17 protein-coding genes are annotated in these 20,195 nt (G+C 37.5%); 4 read left to right on the top strand and 13 right to left on the bottom strand.

Translation table 11 applies throughout. The features are described 5' to 3' along the window. The first annotated feature begins 303 nt into the window (after nt 1-303). From HXN26_RS08765 to HXN26_RS08750, 4 genes are all read left to right on the top strand, one after another. Entirely contained in the window at nt 304-1,317 is a 1,014-nt protein-coding gene (locus tag HXN26_RS08765) for a class II fructose-bisphosphate aldolase (protein ID WP_025001196.1), read from the top strand. Nucleotides 1,318-1,422: 105 nt separating this feature from the next. After that, nucleotides 1,423-2,421, top strand: a complete 999-nt coding sequence (locus tag HXN26_RS08760) for a sialate O-acetylesterase (protein ID WP_025001195.1) — start codon at nt 1,423-1,425, stop codon at nt 2,419-2,421. Between the two features lie 21 nt (nt 2,422-2,442). Then, nucleotides 2,443-2,802, top strand: a complete 360-nt coding sequence (locus HXN26_RS08755) for a DUF1304 domain-containing protein (RefSeq protein ID WP_273160704.1) — start codon at nt 2,443-2,445, stop codon at nt 2,800-2,802. A 59-nt stretch (nt 2,803-2,861) separates the two neighbouring features. Next, nucleotides 2,862-4,613, top strand: coding sequence for a GH25 family lysozyme (locus HXN26_RS08750; RefSeq protein WP_273160702.1), 1,752 nt, complete (start codon nt 2,862-2,864; stop codon nt 4,611-4,613). A 310-nt stretch (nt 4,614-4,923) separates the two neighbouring features. On the opposite strand, the gene HXN26_RS08745 is transcribed toward HXN26_RS08750, so the two are convergent. The 13 genes from HXN26_RS08745 to HXN26_RS08685 all read right to left on the bottom strand — a co-directional run. Next, nucleotides 4,924-5,469 carry a hypothetical protein gene (locus HXN26_RS08745; RefSeq protein WP_273160708.1) on the bottom strand — a complete coding sequence of 182 codons (546 nt, stop codon included), beginning with the start codon at nt 5,467-5,469 and terminating at the stop codon, nt 4,924-4,926. A gap of 86 nt (nt 5,470-5,555) precedes the next feature. Beyond that, nucleotides 5,556-6,578, bottom strand: coding sequence for a recombinase RecA (gene recA, locus HXN26_RS08740; protein ID WP_025001191.1), 1,023 nt, complete (start codon nt 6,576-6,578; stop codon nt 5,556-5,558). A gap of 211 nt (nt 6,579-6,789) precedes the next feature. Beyond that, entirely contained in the window at nt 6,790-7,110 is a 321-nt protein-coding gene (locus HXN26_RS08735) for a TfoX/Sxy family protein (protein ID WP_025001190.1), read from the bottom strand. Between the two features lie 37 nt (nt 7,111-7,147). Then, nucleotides 7,148-8,386, bottom strand: a complete 1,239-nt coding sequence (locus HXN26_RS08730; RefSeq protein WP_025001189.1) for a saccharopine dehydrogenase family protein — start codon at nt 8,384-8,386, stop codon at nt 7,148-7,150. Between the two features lie 14 nt (nt 8,387-8,400). Next, complete coding sequence (locus HXN26_RS08725; RefSeq protein WP_025001188.1) at nt 8,401-9,021, bottom strand: DUF6621 family protein; 621 nt, start codon at nt 9,019-9,021, stop codon at nt 8,401-8,403. A 577-nt stretch (nt 9,022-9,598) separates the two neighbouring features. Continuing rightward, complete coding sequence (locus HXN26_RS08720; protein WP_273160697.1) at nt 9,599-10,627, bottom strand: porin; 1,029 nt, start codon at nt 10,625-10,627, stop codon at nt 9,599-9,601. 124 nt (nt 10,628-10,751) lie between these two features. Beyond that, the gene (locus HXN26_RS08715; RefSeq protein WP_273160695.1) at nt 10,752-11,723 is read right to left on the bottom strand and encodes a YitT family protein; all 972 of its coding nucleotides are present in this window, start codon (nt 11,721-11,723) and stop codon (nt 10,752-10,754) included. A gap of 769 nt (nt 11,724-12,492) precedes the next feature. Beyond that, complete coding sequence (locus tag HXN26_RS08710; protein ID WP_273160693.1) at nt 12,493-13,353, bottom strand: enoyl-ACP reductase FabI; 861 nt, start codon at nt 13,351-13,353, stop codon at nt 12,493-12,495. Between the two features lie 282 nt (nt 13,354-13,635). After that, on the bottom strand, nt 13,636-15,474 hold the full coding sequence (locus HXN26_RS08705; RefSeq protein ID WP_273160691.1) for a DUF262 domain-containing protein: 1,839 nt from the start codon (nt 15,472-15,474) through the stop codon (nt 13,636-13,638). A gap of 25 nt (nt 15,475-15,499) precedes the next feature. Further along, the gene (locus tag HXN26_RS08700; RefSeq protein ID WP_273160689.1) at nt 15,500-17,125 is read right to left on the bottom strand and encodes a type I restriction-modification system subunit M; all 1,626 of its coding nucleotides are present in this window, start codon (nt 17,123-17,125) and stop codon (nt 15,500-15,502) included. Further along, on the bottom strand, nt 17,122-18,213 hold the full coding sequence (locus HXN26_RS08695) for an AAA family ATPase (RefSeq protein WP_273160687.1): 1,092 nt from the start codon (nt 18,211-18,213) through the stop codon (nt 17,122-17,124). Before HXN26_RS08695 ends, HXN26_RS08700 begins: the two co-directional genes overlap by 4 nt. A gap of 10 nt (nt 18,214-18,223) precedes the next feature. After that, nucleotides 18,224-19,465 (bottom strand): restriction endonuclease subunit S, encoded by a 1,242-nt coding sequence (locus HXN26_RS08690; protein ID WP_273160685.1) that lies wholly within the window; start codon nt 19,463-19,465, stop codon nt 18,224-18,226. A 4-nt stretch (nt 19,466-19,469) separates the two neighbouring features. Further along, a partial coding sequence (locus HXN26_RS08685) for a type I restriction endonuclease subunit R, EcoR124 family (protein ID WP_420541276.1) occupies nt 19,470-20,195 on the bottom strand: 726 nt, incomplete at its 5' end.

Raw genomic sequence — 20,195 nt, 5'->3', positions numbered from 1 at the left:
AGCTTGTCAATACAAGCTTTATGCTGAAATATTGTTTTTAAGGGAGGACTAGATAGAAAAGAAAGTCTTCATTATCTTAGTTTTTTATGCTATTTTATTGGGAAGAGAGCTGAATTCGCATGAGATAAAAGAGACTCTAAATATTTTATTTAGCAATTCTTTGCCTAAATCAAGAAATAAGTATAATTTAATCATCATATCGATTTATGTGCTTATAAGGTTTGGTATTCACAAAATAAAAGGTTATATTTGCAAATAATTACTTACTATTTAGTAATCACATTTTAAAAATATAACAATATTATGGCAGTAAATTATAAAGACTTAGGTCTCGTAAACACACGCGAGATGTTTAAGAGAGCCATTGACGGCGGTTGGGCAGTACCAGCATTTAACTTTAATAACTTGGAGCAACTCCAGGCAATTGTTACAGCTTGTGTAAAAACAAAGTCTCCTGTAATTATTCAGGTTTCAAAGGGAGCTCGTAACTATGCTAACCAAACTTTACTTCGTTATTTAGCTGAAGGTGCTGTTCAGTTTGCAAAAGAATTGGGCTGCAATCACCCAGAAATAGTATTGCACCTTGACCACGGAGATAGTTTCGAGTTATGTAAGAGCTGTGTAGACTTCGGCTTCTCTTCTGTAATGATCGATGGTTCTTCTCTTCCTTACGAAGAAAATGTAGCTTTGACAAAGAAAGTAGTAGAATATGCACACCAGTTTGACGTAACAGTTGAAGGCGAACTTGGCGTTTTAGCGGGTGTTGAAGATGATGTTGTTGCTGAAGAATCTCATTATACACGTCCTGAAGAGGTAGTAGATTTTGCTAAACGTACTGGTTGCGACTCATTGGCAATTTCTATTGGTACTTCTCATGGTGCTTATAAGTTTAAGCCAGAGCAGTGTACACGTGATCCAAAGACTGGTCGTTTAGTTCCTCCTCCATTGGCATTCGATGTATTAGAAGCTGTAGAGAAAGAACTTCCAGGTTTCCCAATCGTACTTCACGGTTCTTCTTCTGTTCCAGAAAAGTATGTTGAGATAATCAATAAGTATGGTGGCGCATTGCCAAATGCTGTAGGTATTCCTGAAGAACAACTACGTAAGGCTACTAAGAGTGCTGTATGTAAGATTAATATCGACTCTGACTCTCGTCTTGCATTTACTGCTGGTGTTCGCGAAACATTGGCTTTGCATCCAGAATACTTCGACCCACGTCAGTATTGTGGTAAGGCTCGCGAGTATATGATTGATCTTTACTCTGAAAAGATTAAAGATGTTCTTGGTTCAGACAACAAATTGGCTAACCTTGACTAATTATTATCAATAATCAATATAAAGGCGGAATCCTCTTGGAGAGGAGTTCCGCCTTTCTTTTCCACTTAATAGAATAGAATAATAGTATTTTAAATAAAACAGAAAATGAAGAAGTTTATATTTTCATTGGTTTTGTTCTTAATGGGCATTTCGGTAAATGCGCAAGACCAAAACTATTGGATTTATCTTGTTATTGGCCAAGAAAACATGGTTGGTAAACCCAATGTTGAATCTAAATCTTATGATTTCTTGCTCGATTCGTTTGTAAAAACAATGTCTGAAAATGTGCCTGGGAAGCGCATTGGAGTTGTTGCAGTAACATTGCCAACTAGTCCTATCGTTGCTTTTGATAAGGATAATTATCGTAATTATGTATCAAAAGTAACTGATGAAAGCAACAAAAAGGCTTTAGGTAAGTATGATAACAATCCATACGGACAACTTATAAGCATGGCACGTACAGCCAAAAGCAAAGGTGTTATAAAAGGAATAATGCTTCAACAAGATGGTAGCGACGACTATAATGATGCTTGGCAGAAACGTGTGAAGAAGATTTACTATAACATCATTAGAGATTTATCTCTCGATTCTACCAAAGTTCCATTGCTAATTGGCGAAGTTGGTCGTGCAGAATATGGCGGAAAGTATGCTGCAGCCAATAAAGTAATTGGTAAAATGAACAGAGTCTTGCAATATTCGCTTGTAGTTCCTTCGGACAATTGCCCATTGGCAGACGATAAAATCTACTATTCTAAGGAAGGATTTGAGCATCTTGGACACAGATATGCTATCAAAGCACTACAAGGAATAGGCTTCGAACTCCCTGAAGTTCGTAAAACAACTTCAATAACGAAGCAGACTATCGACCACAAAACAGTGGAAGTAGGTGTTAATATAAGCGATAAAGGTATCTTATCCGCTACTGCTAACTCACCAATAACCAAGATTTCGGTACAGAATGAAGCTGGAAATAGTATCAAGGAAATTGATATTGCTGAACCTGCAAAGACATATAGTTTGGATTTGAACAAGTTCCCACAAGGTAAGATTATCATTATTTTCTATACAACAGAAGGCGAACAATCGTTCACAATCAACAACTAACATTCATATAATGGTGAAAAAATGCACATTGTACCCATCGTTTTAACAACATTTGTTGCACTGGAGTTTCTCTATATCATGTATCTTGAAACCTTTGCAACTACATCTCAGCAAACATCAGAAGTGTTTGGGTTGAGTAAAGAGGAGTTAAGTAGACCTTCGGTTGCACGTCTTTTCCAAAATCAGGGCGTGTATAATGGGCTGATAGGCTTGTTATTATTGGCTACACTCTATGTTGTTCCTAATTGCCAGTGTGTTGTTTTCCTCCTCATTTATTGTGTAGGAGTTGCTGCATACGGTGGTTATAGTGCTGGTTTGCGTATCTTTTTAAAGCAAGGAACACTTCCATTGTTGGCGCTCGTTAGCTGTTTTATATTCTAAAACGCACCTTATTGAGATTATAAAAACGTATTTCAACCAATCTAAAAGTACTTGGAAAGATGGCGCGTTGGCATTTTACGAAACGACAATACAGCATTGCTGGTGCTGTATTGTCGCTTTTTTTACTTGCATTTGTAGTTTATCGACTGCTTCCACCTACCCAAAAAGACATTGATGAAAGTGCTGTAATAGTGGAACAGCAAGCTTATTACCAGTTGGAAGTAAACGGAAAACCTACCATTTATTTTGCTGATTACAAAAAATCAGAGCTTATTGGCGGCGTTATAAATAAGGATTCAATCCGCACTCGTAAGGTTCGTACCCGGGGTTATTGGGTCAATCGTTTCCCAATTTTGCCTTCTTGCTTTGGTCGTATCGTAACAAAGTGGGGCAATAAGCCTTCAAATATTTTAAAACTTAGTAGCAATGCTTTGCATAAAGTATTGGCTAATGAATTGGAAACAGCAGATGCAGAGTTGTCAGGCTTGCAAACTCAGCATAACGAATTGGGTTATTATATGCGTGTTCACAATGTAAGCGATTATGGTTATAATAAAGTTGCTGACTATAATAGGCACGTAGAGCGACAGCGCGACTCTCTTCAAACTGTCATTAGGGTGTTACAGACCATACCAACCAATGCCCAATTGCGTGTAAAACAAATCAATCGGTACACCGTATTGCGTACTTCTTCAAACAAAACTCCCTTAGTTTGCAATCGCTTGGCCATATATGAAGACAATGGAAACTTGCTTTTACAAACGGCTAAAAGGCTTACACCTATTGGAACTACTACTCTTATAGGCATAGACAGAGCCCAAGAAGAGTTGGCAAAGGTATCACAGAGTACCGAAATGGCGCTTAACAAACCACTTCAAAGGGGTATTCCAGATTCGTTAGGCTATTATGTTGGCGAGATAAAACAAGGAAAACCGAATGGTTATGGCCAGCATTTCGGCAATAACGGTAGCTTTTACGATGGTCATTGGAACGATGGAAAGCCTAATGGTTTTGGTTTCTACATTGCACCGCACGAATATTTGCAAGTAGGAGAGTGGAAAGAAGGAGTATTTAAGGGCGAACGAATAAGCCATCACCACGAGCGTATTTATGGAATAGATATCTCTAAGCATCAGCACGAGAAAGGAAGTAAGCACTTCACAATAGACTGGAATAAGCTTCGTATTACGGATTTAGGTAAGATTAGTGCGAAGGAAATACGTGGAAAGGTTGACTATCCCATTGCATTTATGTATATTAAGTCTACTGAAGGATGCACTGTGTTGAACTCATACTATAAGGACGACTATGCGCAGACGCGTAAACGCAATATAAGAGTGGGAACATATCATTTCTTTTCTACCACTTCGGCAGGCTCAGACCAAGCTCGTTACTTCTTAAAAAGTAGTCTTTTCTGCAAAGGCGACCTTCCTCCAGTGCTCGATGTTGAGCCTTCTGATGCGCAAATTGAACAGATGGGCGGTGCAGAAGTAATGTTTAAGCAAATTCGAGATTGGCTTACTGTAGTTTATCGTGCTACAGGCGTGCGTCCAATCCTTTACGTTAGTCAGATGTTTACAAAGCGATACCTTCCGTTAGCTGTCGATTTGCAAGGCGAATACTTTGTGTGGATAGCCCGTTATGGAGAATATAAGCCCGAATTAAAACTGACCTATTGGCAATTAAGTCCTGATGGAAGAGTGCAGGGAATACATGGCGATGTTGATATAAATGTCTTTAATGGCTATAAAAGTCAATACGAAGAGTTCTTGCGCAAGCACTGTATAAAGAAAGATATTGCTGTTCGTTGAGGCTTGAAAGATACAACCACGTATTATTAATAGTATAGGAAAAATAGAAGAATTGTACAATCGGCTTCTATGAAAAGTGTAGTTGTATAATATCTTTATTATCAATGGTTTACAATAGTGTCTTTTTCCCGTTGCAAAAACGCCTATTTTGCATGGCAAAACAGGCACTATTGCGTTGCAAAACAGGCACTATTACAAAACCATAATGTAGGTATTACTTTGTCATAAGATTATTTTCGTAAAAATAGAACAACCTTACATCTGTCAGCTTATGATACTTTTCTACCTTTTTAGTTACAGCTTTTAGTTCTTATTGCATAGCTGTCATGTGGTAACCTAATCGTTTTAGCTCTACGGCCACCCCAAAATTGTAAAGCTGATGAAGTGCTTCTACAAATGCGCGATAAGCATCTTTAGTACTTGGTTCGATATTTAAACGACGTAATTGACTATAAGTACGTGCTGCACATTCGCCCACAAGACGTTCTAAATCAATAGCTTCGTCTGCATTGAGCAATAGAACCTTCTCGCGAATATAGTCATCAGTGTGGTCGAAATCGGTTTGGTCGCGCAGGTAGGCATACAGATTTTCCACCTTGCTGTATAGTTCCCAGTCCTCGTCCCAGTATTTTGCAACTGCCATTCCAACGTACATAATCCACCCAAGCGCAACCGTTGGATAGTTGGGAAACTCGCGTATGGCGTCGGGCATGTATGCTTCTGCCACCTTCGGCCATAGTTCGTCTAAGTCGGGAGCCTCTGGTAAGCGTGCATCTACCTCGTTATGAGATAGCAAATACTGGTAAAGATCGTCTTTGAAGATAGCTTCAAAGTTGGTAGTTGTAGCTTTTCCTATTGTCATTTCTTCTTTTCTGAACAAAAAAATAAGGCGAAGTAAGCCCATTTTTCAGTAGCTTTCTTCGCCTTATTTCTATATTTCCATTATGCGTTTTGTCTTGCAGTAATGGCTTGTTGTATCAGTGCTGTAATCTCTTCTACAAGTTCTGGATTGTCTTTCAGCATCACTTTGGTAGCATCACGGCCTTGTGCGAGCTTCGTTCCGCCGTAGCTGAACCAGCTTCCGCTCTTCTGAATGATGTTGTATTCAACGCCTAAGTCGAGTATTTCGCCCACTTTAGAAATGCCTTCACCGAAGAGAATGTCGAATTCAACCTTACGGAAAGGAGGCGCAACCTTGTTTTTTACAACCTTAACACGTACTTGGTTGCCGATAACATTGTCGCCGTCCTTGATAGAAGTAACGCGACGAATGTCTAAACGCACCGAGCTGTAGAACTTTAAAGCGTTTCCACCCGTTGTTGTTTCAGGGTTTCCGAACATCACACCAATCTTTTCGCGCAGCTGATTGATAAAGATACAGCAAGTGTTTGTCTTGCTAATGGTAGATGTAAGCTTGCGTAAAGCCTGACTCATGAGGCGCGCCTGCAAGCCAACGTTAGAGTCTCCCATGTCGCCTTCAATCTCTTTCTTAGGTGTAAGCGCTGCAACAGAGTCTACAACAAGAATATCTATGGCTGAAGAACGAATAAGTTGGTCGGCTATTTCCAATGCTTGCTCGCCGTTATCAGGTTGTGAAATCCACAAGTTATCCACGTCTACGCCTAACTTTTGAGCATAGAATCGGTCGAAAGCATGCTCTGCATCGATGAACGCAGCTATGCCGCCAGCCTTCTGTGCTTCGGCAATGGCATGGATAGCGAGGGTGGTTTTACCTGAACTTTCAGGACCATAGATCTCTATAATACGTCCACGTGGGTAGCCGCCTACACCTAAAGCAACATCAAGACCGATACTGCCGCTAGGTATAACTTCCACGTTCTCAATCTGTTCATCACCCATACGCATGATAGAACCTTTACCAAAGTCTTTTTCTATCTTTGACATCGCTGCTTGTAAGGCCTTCAATTTGCCTTCAGCAGGGTTTTGTGCTTCTTCTTTTGCCATATATAAATTAATCTATTTTATCTTGTAATTTAAACTCTTTATTAGCGATTGGTGCACATTGTTGTAGGTTTTGATGTTGCCTTATGGCTTTTCTTACCTGCTTACATGTAGTGCTAAAATGCCCAAAAGTTTTACTTTCGGGCTTTTTATTCGCTGTTAAACATTTAAAAGTTTGTGTATGTTCATTCTTTGTTGTGCAATGCTTTGCCGTTCATTCCTTCTTCTTTCGCTTCTTAGGATAGGGTAACACCTCAGCCAAGATTGCAACAACCTTTGTTGCGTGGTCCGCTCTTGAAACGTCGAGTATGTAGTGTTCTTTTGCTCCTTCGTATGGATAACCTTTTTCAGCCTCTGCCATTAAAGCCTCAATAGCCTCGTGTTGCTTTACGAAGGCTATGTTGTCGCAAGCTATGATGACAGGTTTTTCGTTGGCGTATATCATATATTCGCCAAACATCTTGCGGTATCTGATTGCTCCAACAGCTTCTATCTGTTGGCAAACAAACTCAATGAAGTCTAAAGAACACGCCATTTCGTTTTGCTGTTTCGTTTCTTTGATGTTTCAAATCCTACAACTCCAAATCGCCACCGAACACTTCGTGCCAAGGCAAACCTTGCTTGTTGAGTTGCTCCATGAATGGGTCTGGGTCGAAATCTTCCAAGTTCCACACGCCTGGCTTACGCCAAATGCTCTTGAAGAACATCATGGCACCAATCATTGCAGGTACACCTGTAGTATAACTTACGCCCTGCATGCCTGTTTCTTCGTAGGCTTCTTGATGCTTGCAGTTGTTGTAAACATAGTAAGTCTGCTCTTTTCCATCCTTGATACCACGAATACGGCAACCGATTGAAGTCTCTCCATCGTAGTTTTCGCCTAAATCTTGTGGGTTAGGAAGTACGGCTTTAAGGAACTGAAGTGGTACAATCTTTACCTTAACAGGCTTTCCAGAGCCGTCAGCCAAAGGTGCTTCGTATTCAATTTCGTCGATACGGCTCATTCCGAGGTTCTGTATGCAATCCAAATATGTAAGGTATTGCTGTCCGAAAGTCATCCAGAAGCGCGCACGTTTAATGGTTGGGAAGTTCTTAACGAGCGATTCAAGCTCCTCATGATGCATCAAATAAGAATCACGAGGGCCGATATTAGGATACGTTAAGTCTTGATGCACCTTCAAAGGTTCCGTTTCTATCCACTCACCATTCTCATAATACAGTCCCTTTTGGGTGATTTCGCGAATGTTAATTTCTGGATTGAAGTTTGTAGCAAATGCTTTATGGTGATTACCAGCGTTGCAATCCACGATGTCAAGGTAGTGAATTTCGTCGAAATGGTGCTTTGCTGCATAGGCAGTGAATACCTGTGACACGCCAGGATCGAATCCGCAACCAAGTATTGCAGTAAGTCCTGCCTGCTCAAACTTGTCTTTGTAGGCCCATTGCCAGCTATATTCAAAGTGTGCTTCGTCCTTTGGCTCGTAGTTAGCGGTATCTAAGTAGTTGCACCCGCATGCCAAACAAGCCTCCATAATGGTAAGATCTTGGTATGGTAACGCAAGATTTATAACCAATTCTGGCTTAAACGAATTGAAAAGTGCCTTTAATTGTTCAACGTCATCAGCATCTACCTGTGCAGTTTTAATGTCGGCTTTGTAGCCTTTGTCGTGAATTGACTTCACTAACTCGTCGCATTTCTCTTTACGGCGACTTGCTATCATGAACTCAGTGAACACGTCCTGATTCTGAACAATCTTAAATGCGGCTACCGTGGCAACGCCACCTGCGCCAATCATAAGTACTTTTCCCATTTTCTTATTTGTTTTTATTCAATGTTTTTATCTATTTCTTGTGATGTTATGCCCATGGCGTTCATTAGCGAATAACCTAATATTTGCTGTTTAAAGTTGCCGCCTTCCATAGGCATCATGGCAAACATGGTAATGCGTTTCTGTTCATCGTCCACTTCTTTCAGTGTATTTCGTATAACGCTGTAAATGTTGCTGTCTTCTGCATTTGGCACTATCATTATGCGGTGCACCTCGTCGTGGCTTAGTGCAATATGGAGAATATCAAGCAAAACATCGTCTTTCTCAGTCAGTTCACTACCTGTTGCAATAGTATTGATAATGAATTCGCCCAACTGTTCATCGGTAAATGCCTGCTTATCGAGTTCTTTATGAAAATCGGAAGGCACAAAGTTTTCTAATTTTACTTTGTTTTTATCGTGCAATACCACCACTTGTGTTTCGTGATTACCTGGTTTCAGCCGTCCATCAAGTGCTATATCTACTGCCCATTGACTGAAATCAGCTGGTGGAATCTTCCTGTTGAGCATTCGCTCAAAGTTCACAATGAGGTTAAACGCCACTCTATCGATATAGTCTCCATCGACAATGATGATGTTTTCGCTCATTTTTATGTTCTGTGAATTCTGTTTATTCATTGCTACAAAGTTACATTAAAAGGTGTGAATGCCCAAAAGATTTCACCATTTTTTTGCTTATTAAAAGCCTTATAAGCGTTTAGTAGAAGTGCGATAGTAAGCAAATAGTATTTGCTTTTCAAGGCCAATGAGAGAGGAAGAAATTTGCTTCTTTTGTAAAGAAAATAGTAATAGGAAAACAATAGTTTCGATTTTGCATTGTAATAATGCCTGTTTTACGATGCAAAAGAGCCTGTTTTGTTGCGCAAAACAGGCTCTTTTGGTGTGTCAAACAATGGGTATTACAAAGTATTGGTAATCATACTGTTACGCATTTGTGATACTTTGAATAAATATTTACAGTTTTATGGTGTTGTTTTTGATGTTATCAGGCGGTTTTAGAGTGGGGTAGTGGAGCAGTAAAAGTGGTTTTCTTATTTGGTAAAGTGTTATTTTGCGACTGCTTTTCTTGAGGTATTATTGATGGCTTAAGGGTGCTGAAAGGGTATAAACGAAAGCGAACCAATACTTGCCACAAGCATTGGTTCGCTTTTATAACGTATGAGCCACTTAGCTCAATTGTAATTACAAAGATGTATTAGAGCACTTTGCCGCGCCAAGTTACGCCAACATTGAACTGCGACATCTTGTCTTGAACTACACCATTAGGGTTTGTATTCTTGCCAAATGCGTAGCTGTAATAGCCGTGTACTCTGACATTTTTCTCTTTTAATGGGTAGTATTCCACACCAGCACCTACGCGTGTAAGCTCTGTTCCGTCTGTTAAAGCAACGTCAGCGTCGGTTCCTGCATTGTTAACCTCGTAGCTCGCCTTTGCAAAAACGTTCAGTTTTTCAGTAGGCTGGTAAGATACTTGGCCCACAATAGAGCAGTCTTTACCAATGAAACCTTGTCCTGAAGCAGCACGATTCCAATAGTCCAACTCTATTTGAACATTGTCTGCAAGGTGGAATTTGTTGCCCAATGAAATGTAGTTGATATATTTATGAGGAGCGTATTCTAACATATTAGCCGACCAGTAAGTTTCCCAAATACCATGACGGCCATTCCAGAATAGGTTGTAGGCATACATTTCTGCTGCATTTCCGCTCTTAGCTTCATACATTTTCTGGTATGGGCTTGTGCAAATCTGTACTGATAACATGTCGTTTCCACTATTTGAGACATACTCTCCAGCTACTCCCCATTGGTAACAAGGGAAGTTATAGCAGAATTCAGAGAGGAAATAGCAATCAATAGGTGCTGGAACCAGCTCATAACCGGCTACCAATACAATCTGTTTACCTGCTACAAAAGCGAAGTTCTTACTGGGTTTATATTTCAAGTAAAGCCAGTCGGTAGAGTTAAAGAAGTTGTAGTCCTTGTTAATACCGTTCAAACGATTACGGAAAGCGTAAGAGAACTTAGGCGAAATATCTCCTTTAACGATGATATTTACAATGTATCCCTTGAAGCCACTTTCTGCTTTGATATTCTTTCCATCGATTCTTGTGCGCTGATAGTCGGCTCTTGCCTCAAGATTGAGGTTTACTGGCTTCGCTTCTTGCGCCATTGCTGTTACTGAACTTAGCAGCAATAAAGATGCAATAATGCTTTTAATTTTCATATATAGATAATCAATAAATTTAGTTTCAATGTGCTTTTACATTGCAAAGAGGCGGCATAAAGCTATGCCGTCTCTTTCTTTATATCTTTGGACACGGTGCCAATTGCGTTCCTGTTCCTATCTTTTAGTGTTTTGATTTCTTACTTTTGTTCCACAAACCACGTACTTCGCTAACGGTATCAGTGGTGCAGAATGAGTCAATATCCTCCTTAGCAAGGAAAGCCATGAGGCTTGATAACTCTTCGTTATTGAGGATAATTTCGAGCTGTATACTCTTCTGATGGCTGAAACCACCTATAACTTCGTGCATGGTAACGCCACGATGAAGTGTGTTAATAGCGTAATCTTGAATGCGCTCGTATTCTTTTGAAATAATGAACACACGATTTCTCATGTTCATACCCATCATGAAGTGGTTCAAAATGAGACCATTCATCCATGTACCAATAAGACCAATGATAACAAGATAAGGAGGATTGATAGCGAAAGCAGTACAGCAAATGGCACCACCAGCTACTGTTACAGATGTTCCAAGGTTAATACCTGTGTACTTATTGATAATCTTTGCGAGGATATCAAGGCCACCTGTAGAAGCGTTGATACTGAAAAGAATACTCTGCGAAGCACTTAAAACCAATACGAAACAGAGCAAATCGAACCACGGATTGGTAACTAAACCACCATTAGCGAGATGCTGTGTAAACATGGATTCGGTCATAGGAACGAACTTTCCAATAAGGTCTACCATTGGACCGAGGATAAGTGCGGTATAAACAGTCTTTGCACCGAACTCGTTTCCAATAAGAAGGAATGACAGAACTAAAAGGAAAGCGTTGATGATGAAGATAACATTACCAACTGAAATAATCGGTAAAAGCTTAGAAATTACGATAGAAAGACCTGTAATAGATCCTACAATGAGCTTACTTGGGATAAGGAAGAAGTAGACACCGAGGGCTGCAACGAACATACCAAGAGTCATAATCACCAATTCAACCCAGAATTTCTTAGTCTTAAGCAGTCCTCCTACTAGTGAAAGACCATTGCTAATGCCTTCCGCTGAAAATGGACTAACTTTCTTAGAATCTTGATTCATAATTTTAAATCGATTTAAGTTAGATTGTTTTTATTCTTTTTTTGTTTTCTCTTATTGTGTGCATGCGCCTTTCAATTCTTTATGGTTATTAAGATAAGGCGGCTTTTAATGCGCTGCAAAATTACATTATTTAAATGACATAACAAATATTTAATACTCAAAAAATACACTTTACATTGTAATTTTTCATGGTTTTTTCGTTTTTTTGTCAGTATTGAGGGTAAACCAAACCATTTTTGTCTATTATTGAAACCCAAACAATGTGTTTGCAATTTGTTTTTTATTGTTTTTTCAAAGGTAAGAAAATGTATTGCTGCTTCATAACTTTGTTGTTGCTGTGATTATGGTTTGGGCGCGAAAAAGGGCATTTACACCTTATTATATAGGGATGAGTCATTTTTCGATAAAATAAGAAAACCGAAGTAAGTTTTATTCTTTCAATTTTCGATGTCTTGTCTATCGTTATGCAGCGATACTGGTTATCAAAAATACGAATACTTAGATTAGAATATTTTTTGCTTATAAATTGTAAGTTGTACCTTGCAAAATGGATTTCTTGTAGCCCGTGATAGGCAAGAAATAGGCCTAAAATTTACTTTTTAAAGTAAATGATAAGCGAATTTGTTATAATTTGTAAGCAAAGTTATTTATACTTTATTAGGTAGTGGGAAATAAGGTCGTAAAGTATGGTTTTGGGACTATAAAACGACAAAGGACGGCACACTTGGTGACGTCCTTTGTCGTTTATGTGTGTTAGACAGCCGAAGGCTTATCCGTAGATAATCTTTCCGTTCTCGTCTTTGTACTCGTCGCTGATACCTTTTTCGTAGGTTGTCATGGCACGAAGGCTCATACCGATGTTAGAGAAACCACCATCGTGGTAGAGATTTTGCATAGTTACCTTCTTTGTTAGGTCTGAGAACATAACGATACAATAGTCTGCACATTCATCAGCTGAAGCGTTTCCGAGTGGTGACATACGATTAGCAAAGTCGTATAACTTATCCATTCCCTTCACACCTTGGCCTGCAGTAGTTATTGTTGGTGATTGTGAGATGGTGTTAATACGTACATTCTTTTCGCGGCCGTATATATATCCGAAGCTACGCGCAATGCTTTCCAATAGAGCTTTAGCGTCAGCCATATCGTTATAACCGAAGAATGTGCGCTGTGCAGCAATGTATGATAAGGCCAAAATAGACCCGTTCTCGTTGATAGCGTCAAGTTTCTTTGCGCTTTGAATCATCTTATGGAATGATACTGCAGATATATCGAGTGTCGTACCAAGCATGTTGTAGTCCAAGTCATCGTATGTACGACGCTTGCGAACATTGGGAGACATACCGATAGAGTGCAATACAAAATCAATCTTTCCACCTAAAACTTCCATAGAACGTTTGAAAACATTCTCCAAATCCTCTACGCTTGTTGCGTCAGCAGCTATTACTTCACTATTTAATTGTTCTGCCAATGCATTCACAGTGCCCATTCTAACGGCTATTGGAGTATTTGAAAGTGTTATCTTTGCTCCTTCTTCTACAGCCCGTTCAGCAACTTTCCATGCAATTGACTGCTCGTTAAGGGCACCAAAAATGATACCTCTTTTACCTTTTAATAAGTTGTAGCTCATAGTTTTATCCTTCTAAATTGGCTTCAAAGGTAATAAAAATTGTTGGAAAATTAACCAAATTGATTGTTAAATAGGGTTTCTCAGTTACTCTTACTTCAGTCTATATGTGTCTGCAAATAATGAAATTGCCAGTGTTTTAGGGGTTGAATACCTCTTATCTTTCTTCCTCAAACTTATCCCACACTGATTATCAGCGTATTACATTCTTATGGTACAAAAATGTTTCCTCAATTTGAGTAGTATTGATTAGAAAACATCTTGGATGTTATCGCCATTCTCTTTCTATACCTCCCAGATAACTTTTATTAAGTTATAAAGCAATAGACTCCTTTCGTTTAATGCATCTTTATCAAACTTATCAAAAGGCTTAAACTCCGATATAGCCTTTTCTTTTAAGGAACGATTAAAAGCAGCGAAATCTTTATTTGCGTGATAAAAATCTGAACATAAAGAATGTCCCCATATTAAACCACTACTATAAGTTTTAAGTTTATCACTATACTCTTCATTGCCAGAACTAATATTATCTACACCTTTAAGGAGTAATAGTCCTCCTAAAAGATTCCTTTTATCTTCAAATTCTTCTTCATTCTCAAAATATTTCTTATTGGTTTCATTATGAGACAAGATATGTTCAATATGGTATCCTGTCTTATTGCCAGTTTTTGTTGATATATACTCTACATCGTTTTGCATAGACTGATTTGTGTGTTCACAAATGAATTTTTCTATTCGTGCAAAAAGATACCTTAATGAACGAGTATTCATATTACTATAATTCTTTTTGATGAAATTCTGATAATCTAATACAGAAGTTGGAGTGGTATTCCTCTTATCACGAATTGCATCCATGATTAACTTATCAAATATGCTACGATATTCAGATATATTCTTTTCTTTCAATAATTTGTTAAGTTCATAACACAAATTTTGAAACTTATTACTATCGTAGATGTCATTTAAGATTAAAAGCATCCATAACCTATCTATTTCTTTAGCAATTGTATCTATCTTTTCATCTTCAATCGGATCATCTATACTACAAGCAGCCATTATAATCTGATATTGCCCTGATAGATAATTAATCACATTATCATACCTAAGGAACTGATTTTGATTTGCCCGTATTTTTGCATATAGTTTAGAATAATACTTAAAATCCTTATCTATAAAATGTTTGATATTAGCAATATGCTTTTTATCAGTCTTTCTAAATTGCAAGGAATCTGCAATATCATTATAATCAAAGATGTATCTATGATACGCTTGATTCAATGCTGTTTCTAACTTGGCATTTTCCTTAAAAACAAATCTAGACTTTATGAAGTCTATGAAAAAAGCATCTTGTATGCCATTCAAACATGATATGGCATTATCCCATTTTTCTGAATAAGCCTCGGTATCATTTTTACCTAATGCCCCTATCATTTTTCCTTTAAGAATCTCAAAAGGTTTAAGAGATTCCCCTCTGTCATTAATAACTTCAAAGACCATAGGTGTATCATCTTTTTCAATAGACAATTCTACCATGACTAATCTCTCGAGAAAATAGAAGGTAAACGCCTTTATTTCTTCTGAAGGAAGATTCTTGTCATCTATAAACTTACTGATGTCATTATACCTTAAAACAAGATTTTCTTCGGTTTTATTCTTATAAAGTTCTTGGTATTTAGTTTCTGCTAAGATGCTTTGCATAACATCTTTACGCTTTTCGTTGTCTATGCAGAAAATATCTCCCTTAAATTTATCTTTTGAGAAAATGCATTCCTTTAAAGTGTCTTTTAGATTTTCATCATCAATTATATGGTATAATTTAGTAGCGATAAGCGTGAGTGTCGTCAATCTTTGCTGACCATCTACTATATAAACTTTCCCATCAACTTTATTGGTAATGAACACGTTCATATAATACCAATTATAGAGATCAAGAACTTCTTGAGTTAATTCTTCATCCTTGTGAATATTATACGACAATTCAAATTCATAAAATATATCACGCAAAAGAATCTCTACAGTTTCTTTTGACCAAACATATTCTCTCTGATAAAAGTCCACATAATAAGATTTTTGTTTTAGACATGATTCTACCGTTTGCTTGTCTGGACTAATTTCGTGTTTCATTTTTATACTTTTATGTGATATGATTTTATACAAGATCCAACCCCAATTCTTTTAGAAATTCATTATGTTTTTGACGGGCGGATTCAATCTTTTTCTCTGTTGCAACTAACTGTCTGTGTACTTCTGCCAAATCAATCTTTTCTTCTTCTTTTGACAGATTTACATAGCGTGAAATGTTCAGATTATAGCCATTGTCTTTGATTTCTCGCATATAGACTTTACGAGAATAACAATTTTCTTCCCTACGGAATTGATAAGTTTTTACTATTTTGTTTATATCTTCAGGACGCAATGAATTCTGGCGTTTCCCTTTCTCATAGTGTTCTTCCGAACTGGCATTGATGAAAAGAATGTCATCTGTACGACGACATTTTTTAAACACTAAAATACAGACGGGAATACCTGTTGAATAGAATAGATTAGCAGGCAGTCCGATAACTGCATCTATATTATCGTCACTCAGAAGTTTCTTTCTGATAGTTTCCTCCTTTCCTCCTCTAAACAAAACACCATGAGGAAGAATGATAGCCATTGTACCATCACCACTCAAATAGTGGAAACCATGTAATAGAAATGCAAAATCGGCAGCAGATTTCGGAGCAAGGCCGTAACGACTGAAACGGAAATCCTTTGCAGTTTCCTCTTTCGGCTCCCAGCGATAACTGAATGGAGGATTTGCAACAATGGCATCGAACTCCATCTTCTTTGACGGATTCATATTGTTTAGGATACTCCAGTCATTGACAAGTGTATCACCATGATGAATTTCAAACTCCGTATCTTTTACTCCATGCAGCAACATATTCATACGGGCAAGGTTATAGGTTGTGATATTTTTTTCTTGACCATAAATCTTACCTATGCCATTAGTTCCCATTTCATGCCGCACATTGAGAAGCAAAGAACCAGAACCGCAAGCAAAATCCAATACTTTGTTTATCTTTTTCTTTTTGCCAGATTTGGGATTCTGGCAATCGAGTGTAACAATTTTTGATAGTATTGAAGAAATACCTTGTGGGGTATAGAACTCACCTGCCTTTTGTCCAGAGTTAGCTGCGAATTGTCCAATAAGATACTCGTAGGCATCCCCCAATGCATCTGTAGTTGTATCTAATTCTGATATTCCCTCTTTTATCTTATTGATAACTTTTGCCAACAATGTATTACGTTCTGCATAGTTCTTACCAAGTTTCTCTGAGTTCAAATTGATTTCAGAAAACAATCCTTTGAAAGAAGTATCAAAAGATTCCTCTTCAATATATTTGAAACCTTTCTCTAAATTTTCTAATAAAGAATCAGATTGTGTACGTGCTTCTTCAGCTATGCTATCCCAAAGATAATGGGGCTTAATAACATAGTGAATCTTTTTTCGCATCTGTGCTTCAAACAAATCTATATCTTGCGGATTGTTTTCGTACCAAAGTTCTAATGGAGAATTGACCCCAACAGCATAGGCTTCTTTTATATCTATAACAGGATAGTCTCCCCCTAACTCTTTTTTTGCAAATGCGACATAATTATCTGAAAGATATTTCAGAAAGAGAAATGACAGCATATAATCACGGAAATCATCCGCCATCATTGCACCTCGCAAGCTATTGGCAATATCCCAAAGGACTTTACCCAGTTTGTTGTTATTTCCTGTTATCATTTGATTTCATTTTTATCGTTATGGATAATAAAGTTATATTTCCCCATCAACTTTTTATAAACGTCTTTTACTATTTGTTTGTTGTCTTCTACCATAGCATCCATTTGCGGATAATAGACATTCTTATGTGTCAGAGAGTTAGCTATGGTTGCAATCTTATCTGCATCGGAGAAGCCAATTTCCTCTAAAACATAGTTAACTCTTCCTGTACCCAAGAATGAAGAAATATTTTCAAGAACTTGGCGTAAAAGAGCCATGTGGTAAACCTCTAAAGAATTGTTTTGTATTGCGTCATCCAAAATTTGCAATAATCTTAGATGGTATAATAATACATCTTTCTTAGGATTCCCTAAAGAGAATGCGGTACCTTCTTTTTCTAAGAGACGAAGTCTGTAATGCTTCTTAAAACTTTCTGCTTTCTCTCCTTTTGCTAAAAGATTATCTAATATTGTGGCAAAGCCGATATGATGAGTGGTGATGATAAATTTTCTCTCCTTGTGATATTTTTCTATGAGATCAAGGAGGGTGAATGTTGTGATAAATATATTATGGTCATCGAGACTCGATACAGGGTCATCAATGAATATGTACTGATTTTGTTCATCTGCCCATCCTTCTGTGTCAAATAATGCTAAGAAGAAGCACCACACAAAAATATGTTCCTCTCCCCTTGATATTTTAATAGGCATCATATCGTTGTCATCTTTTAGATAGAAATGGATATATTCAATGCCTTTTTCATAATCATTGTTAATATAGGAAAAATAGAACTCATATTTGGGATTATACGGACGGAGTTTTTCGAGAACAGCCTCCTCATTTATTTGCGAATGTAAGTGATTGAGACTACTTGGAATGACCTGCATCTTTATATCTGCTTCCGAGTTTTTTGTATCATTATCCCATATAAACAGATCTTCGCTAAAGGCATTATAATATACTCCTGTCTGAAATCTTGTTTTAGAATCTCGGGCAGTTTCTTTATATTCCACGGAAAGACGTGTCTTACCTGTTGCATTAAATGCGTAAATTAAAAATATATTCTCTTTTGCCTCCTTTATTTCTTTTGCAATATTTGAAAGTTCCATATTATCGTTTTTATTTTATTCTTGGAAAAAGTTGCCGTATCAATCCCTGTTTGTGCTTCTGAAGCATTACAAGTTTTTGCTTTGTTTTATCTATTAAATCATCTATAGTAGTGAAGCATTCTGCAATATTTTTCTGTTCTGATAGGCATGGGAAAGAGATGCTAAGATTCTTTATTATTTGCCCAGATAAATTGCCTTGACCTCCTTGGAGAAACTTATTTTTTATTGTTTCTTTTTGATGAGCTAATGTATAAAATAGGAAAATATTACTCATCTTGTTATTCGGTATAATTGCTAATATGGCTTGATTTATTGCACCACTAATTTGCGATATGGCAACATCACCACTTGTTGCACCATATAAAGCATATAATATTGTCCCCTTTATAACTCTTTTAGCAGAAGACTTTTGAAGAGCTAAATCTGATAAAAATAGTTCTGTTTCCGCTCTGTTAATTTCTCCAGAACGAATAAAAGGAATATCTCCATTATAAAAATCCTTATTTAGGACATTAGGAGTCCCACCTGAAAAAGATGTTGCTATATCCTTAAGCGGAGCTTGAATCCATTCTTTTGATTTCTCAAATTTGGATAAACGTTTTTGGGGCATAGGACTCCCAAATATAGGGAGCAATTGCTGCATCAATCCTTTCTTATGCGCTTGCAATAATTCTATCTTCTCTTGTGTGGCATTGATATAATCGTCAATAGAAGAAAGACATTCTGCTATCTTCTTTTGTTCTGTAGCTGAAGGGAAAAGGAATTCTAATTGTAAAAAACTATCAGTAGAAATATTTAGTAATCCATGGCTTCTTGCCCCTTCTTGTGCTATTTTGCCTACTCGTTTTTGGAAAATATCAGTATTAAAATAGTATTCATAAAAATCGGCATTCCTATGATCTTTTGCACGAAAACACATATACAAAGTAGAAACCACTCCTTTTTCGTATTTTTTTAACCTCCGTACCACTCCAAAAGGATAACCAATAGAGCGACTTTTATTATAGGCAAAATCTCCTTTATTTAGCAAATAATATCCTGAAATATCTTTTGCAGAAACTGATTTGCTAAAGAAATCTATTTGATTTACTAAACCATATTGCGCAGAGATTGTTAAAACGTTTTTGTTGTTTTTGTTGTTTTTTGTCTTAACTATATCAAATAAACTTTTTAGACATTTAGACTTCCATTCTCCCGAATCCTTAAATTCAGGAAAACGTAGAGATGGTACATAATTTAATTCTTCTGTCATACTTTTATATCTTTTCATCATAAGCTGATAAACCCGAGATTTCCTGCCCAGCAGATAGTCGTTTTAGCAATGGGGTAACATCTTCCATCAGTGCCAATTCTTTTTTTGTCCTATCTCGCCAGCCGAGATTAAGCGGAGCAAGCAGGTCGTTCAGTTTCTCACCATCGAATATTTTACGGCCGATAATTTCGTTTACAAATGTTTCCAATGCTTTGGCACTGATGTTATGCTTGTCTGCTATCGTAAGTAATTCTTTGGCATACTTTTCCGTTTTGAATACTTCGTATTCCTCTTTTATCTGTTTAGCAGTCTTTCCGTTGACGCTCTCTTTCAAGCTGTCGAGGTAAGCAATTATGTCGTCGCGTTCTTCCAAAAGATTTGAGCTTGACTTTATAAGGCTTATGATTTGCTCCTTTGTCATCTTTTGCTTGGAGGTTGTTGTCCCTGATAGTCTTGCTATTAGTTCCATAATATAGTCATAGTCTATCAAGGTAGAGGCAAACAAAACAAATTCAAAGTCAAGATTCTCTATTTGTGGGTTTTCTCCCTCTTTTGTTCTGTCCTGCTTCTTTTTAAGTTGCTTTGCTGTTTCAAGGTAGGCACCTCGGAAGCCTCTCAGCCTTTCTTCATTGAGCATATTGTCAATGACGGTACGCTCTTCCTCACTAATATCCGTATATTGGGCGTAATGGACATTTGGTAGGCTGAAAAGCTCACGGATTTTAGTAAT

The sequence above is a fragment of the Prevotella aurantiaca genome, from assembly GCF_015262605.1.
Classification (GTDB): domain Bacteria; phylum Bacteroidota; class Bacteroidia; order Bacteroidales; family Bacteroidaceae; genus Prevotella; species Prevotella aurantiaca.
Note: the sequence above shows the minus strand (reverse complement) of the source record. Positions and strands in the feature narration are given on the sequence as shown.

Coding starts and splice junctions, on each gene's coding strand:
- HXN26_RS08750 (WP_273160702.1), top strand. CDS start 2,862: ATGGCGCGTTGGCATTTTACGAAACGACAATACAGCATTGCTGGTGCT.
- HXN26_RS08720 (WP_273160697.1), bottom strand. CDS start 10,627: ATGAAAATTAAAAGCATTATTGCATCTTTATTGCTGCTAAGTTCAGTA.
- HXN26_RS08690 (WP_273160685.1), bottom strand. CDS start 19,465: ATGACAGAAGAATTAAATTATGTACCATCTCTACGTTTTCCTGAATTT.
- HXN26_RS08705 (WP_273160691.1), bottom strand. CDS start 15,474: ATGAAACACGAAATTAGTCCAGACAAGCAAACGGTAGAATCATGTCTA.
- HXN26_RS08760 (WP_025001195.1), top strand. CDS start 1,423: ATGAAGAAGTTTATATTTTCATTGGTTTTGTTCTTAATGGGCATTTCG.
- HXN26_RS08710 (WP_273160693.1), bottom strand. CDS start 13,353: ATGAGCTACAACTTATTAAAAGGTAAAAGAGGTATCATTTTTGGTGCC.
- HXN26_RS08715 (WP_273160695.1), bottom strand. CDS start 11,723: ATGAATCAAGATTCTAAGAAAGTTAGTCCATTTTCAGCGGAAGGCATT.
- HXN26_RS08695 (WP_273160687.1), bottom strand. CDS start 18,213: ATGGAACTTTCAAATATTGCAAAAGAAATAAAGGAGGCAAAAGAGAAT.
- HXN26_RS08765 (WP_025001196.1), top strand. CDS start 304: ATGGCAGTAAATTATAAAGACTTAGGTCTCGTAAACACACGCGAGATG.
- HXN26_RS08730 (WP_025001189.1), bottom strand. CDS start 8,386: ATGGGAAAAGTACTTATGATTGGCGCAGGTGGCGTTGCCACGGTAGCC.
- HXN26_RS08735 (WP_025001190.1), bottom strand. CDS start 7,110: ATGGCGTGTTCTTTAGACTTCATTGAGTTTGTTTGCCAACAGATAGAA.
- HXN26_RS08725 (WP_025001188.1), bottom strand. CDS start 9,021: ATGAATAAACAGAATTCACAGAACATAAAAATGAGCGAAAACATCATC.
- HXN26_RS08755 (WP_273160704.1), top strand. CDS start 2,443: ATGCACATTGTACCCATCGTTTTAACAACATTTGTTGCACTGGAGTTT.
- recA (WP_025001191.1), bottom strand. CDS start 6,578: ATGGCAAAAGAAGAAGCACAAAACCCTGCTGAAGGCAAATTGAAGGCC.
- HXN26_RS08700 (WP_273160689.1), bottom strand. CDS start 17,125: ATGATAACAGGAAATAACAACAAACTGGGTAAAGTCCTTTGGGATATT.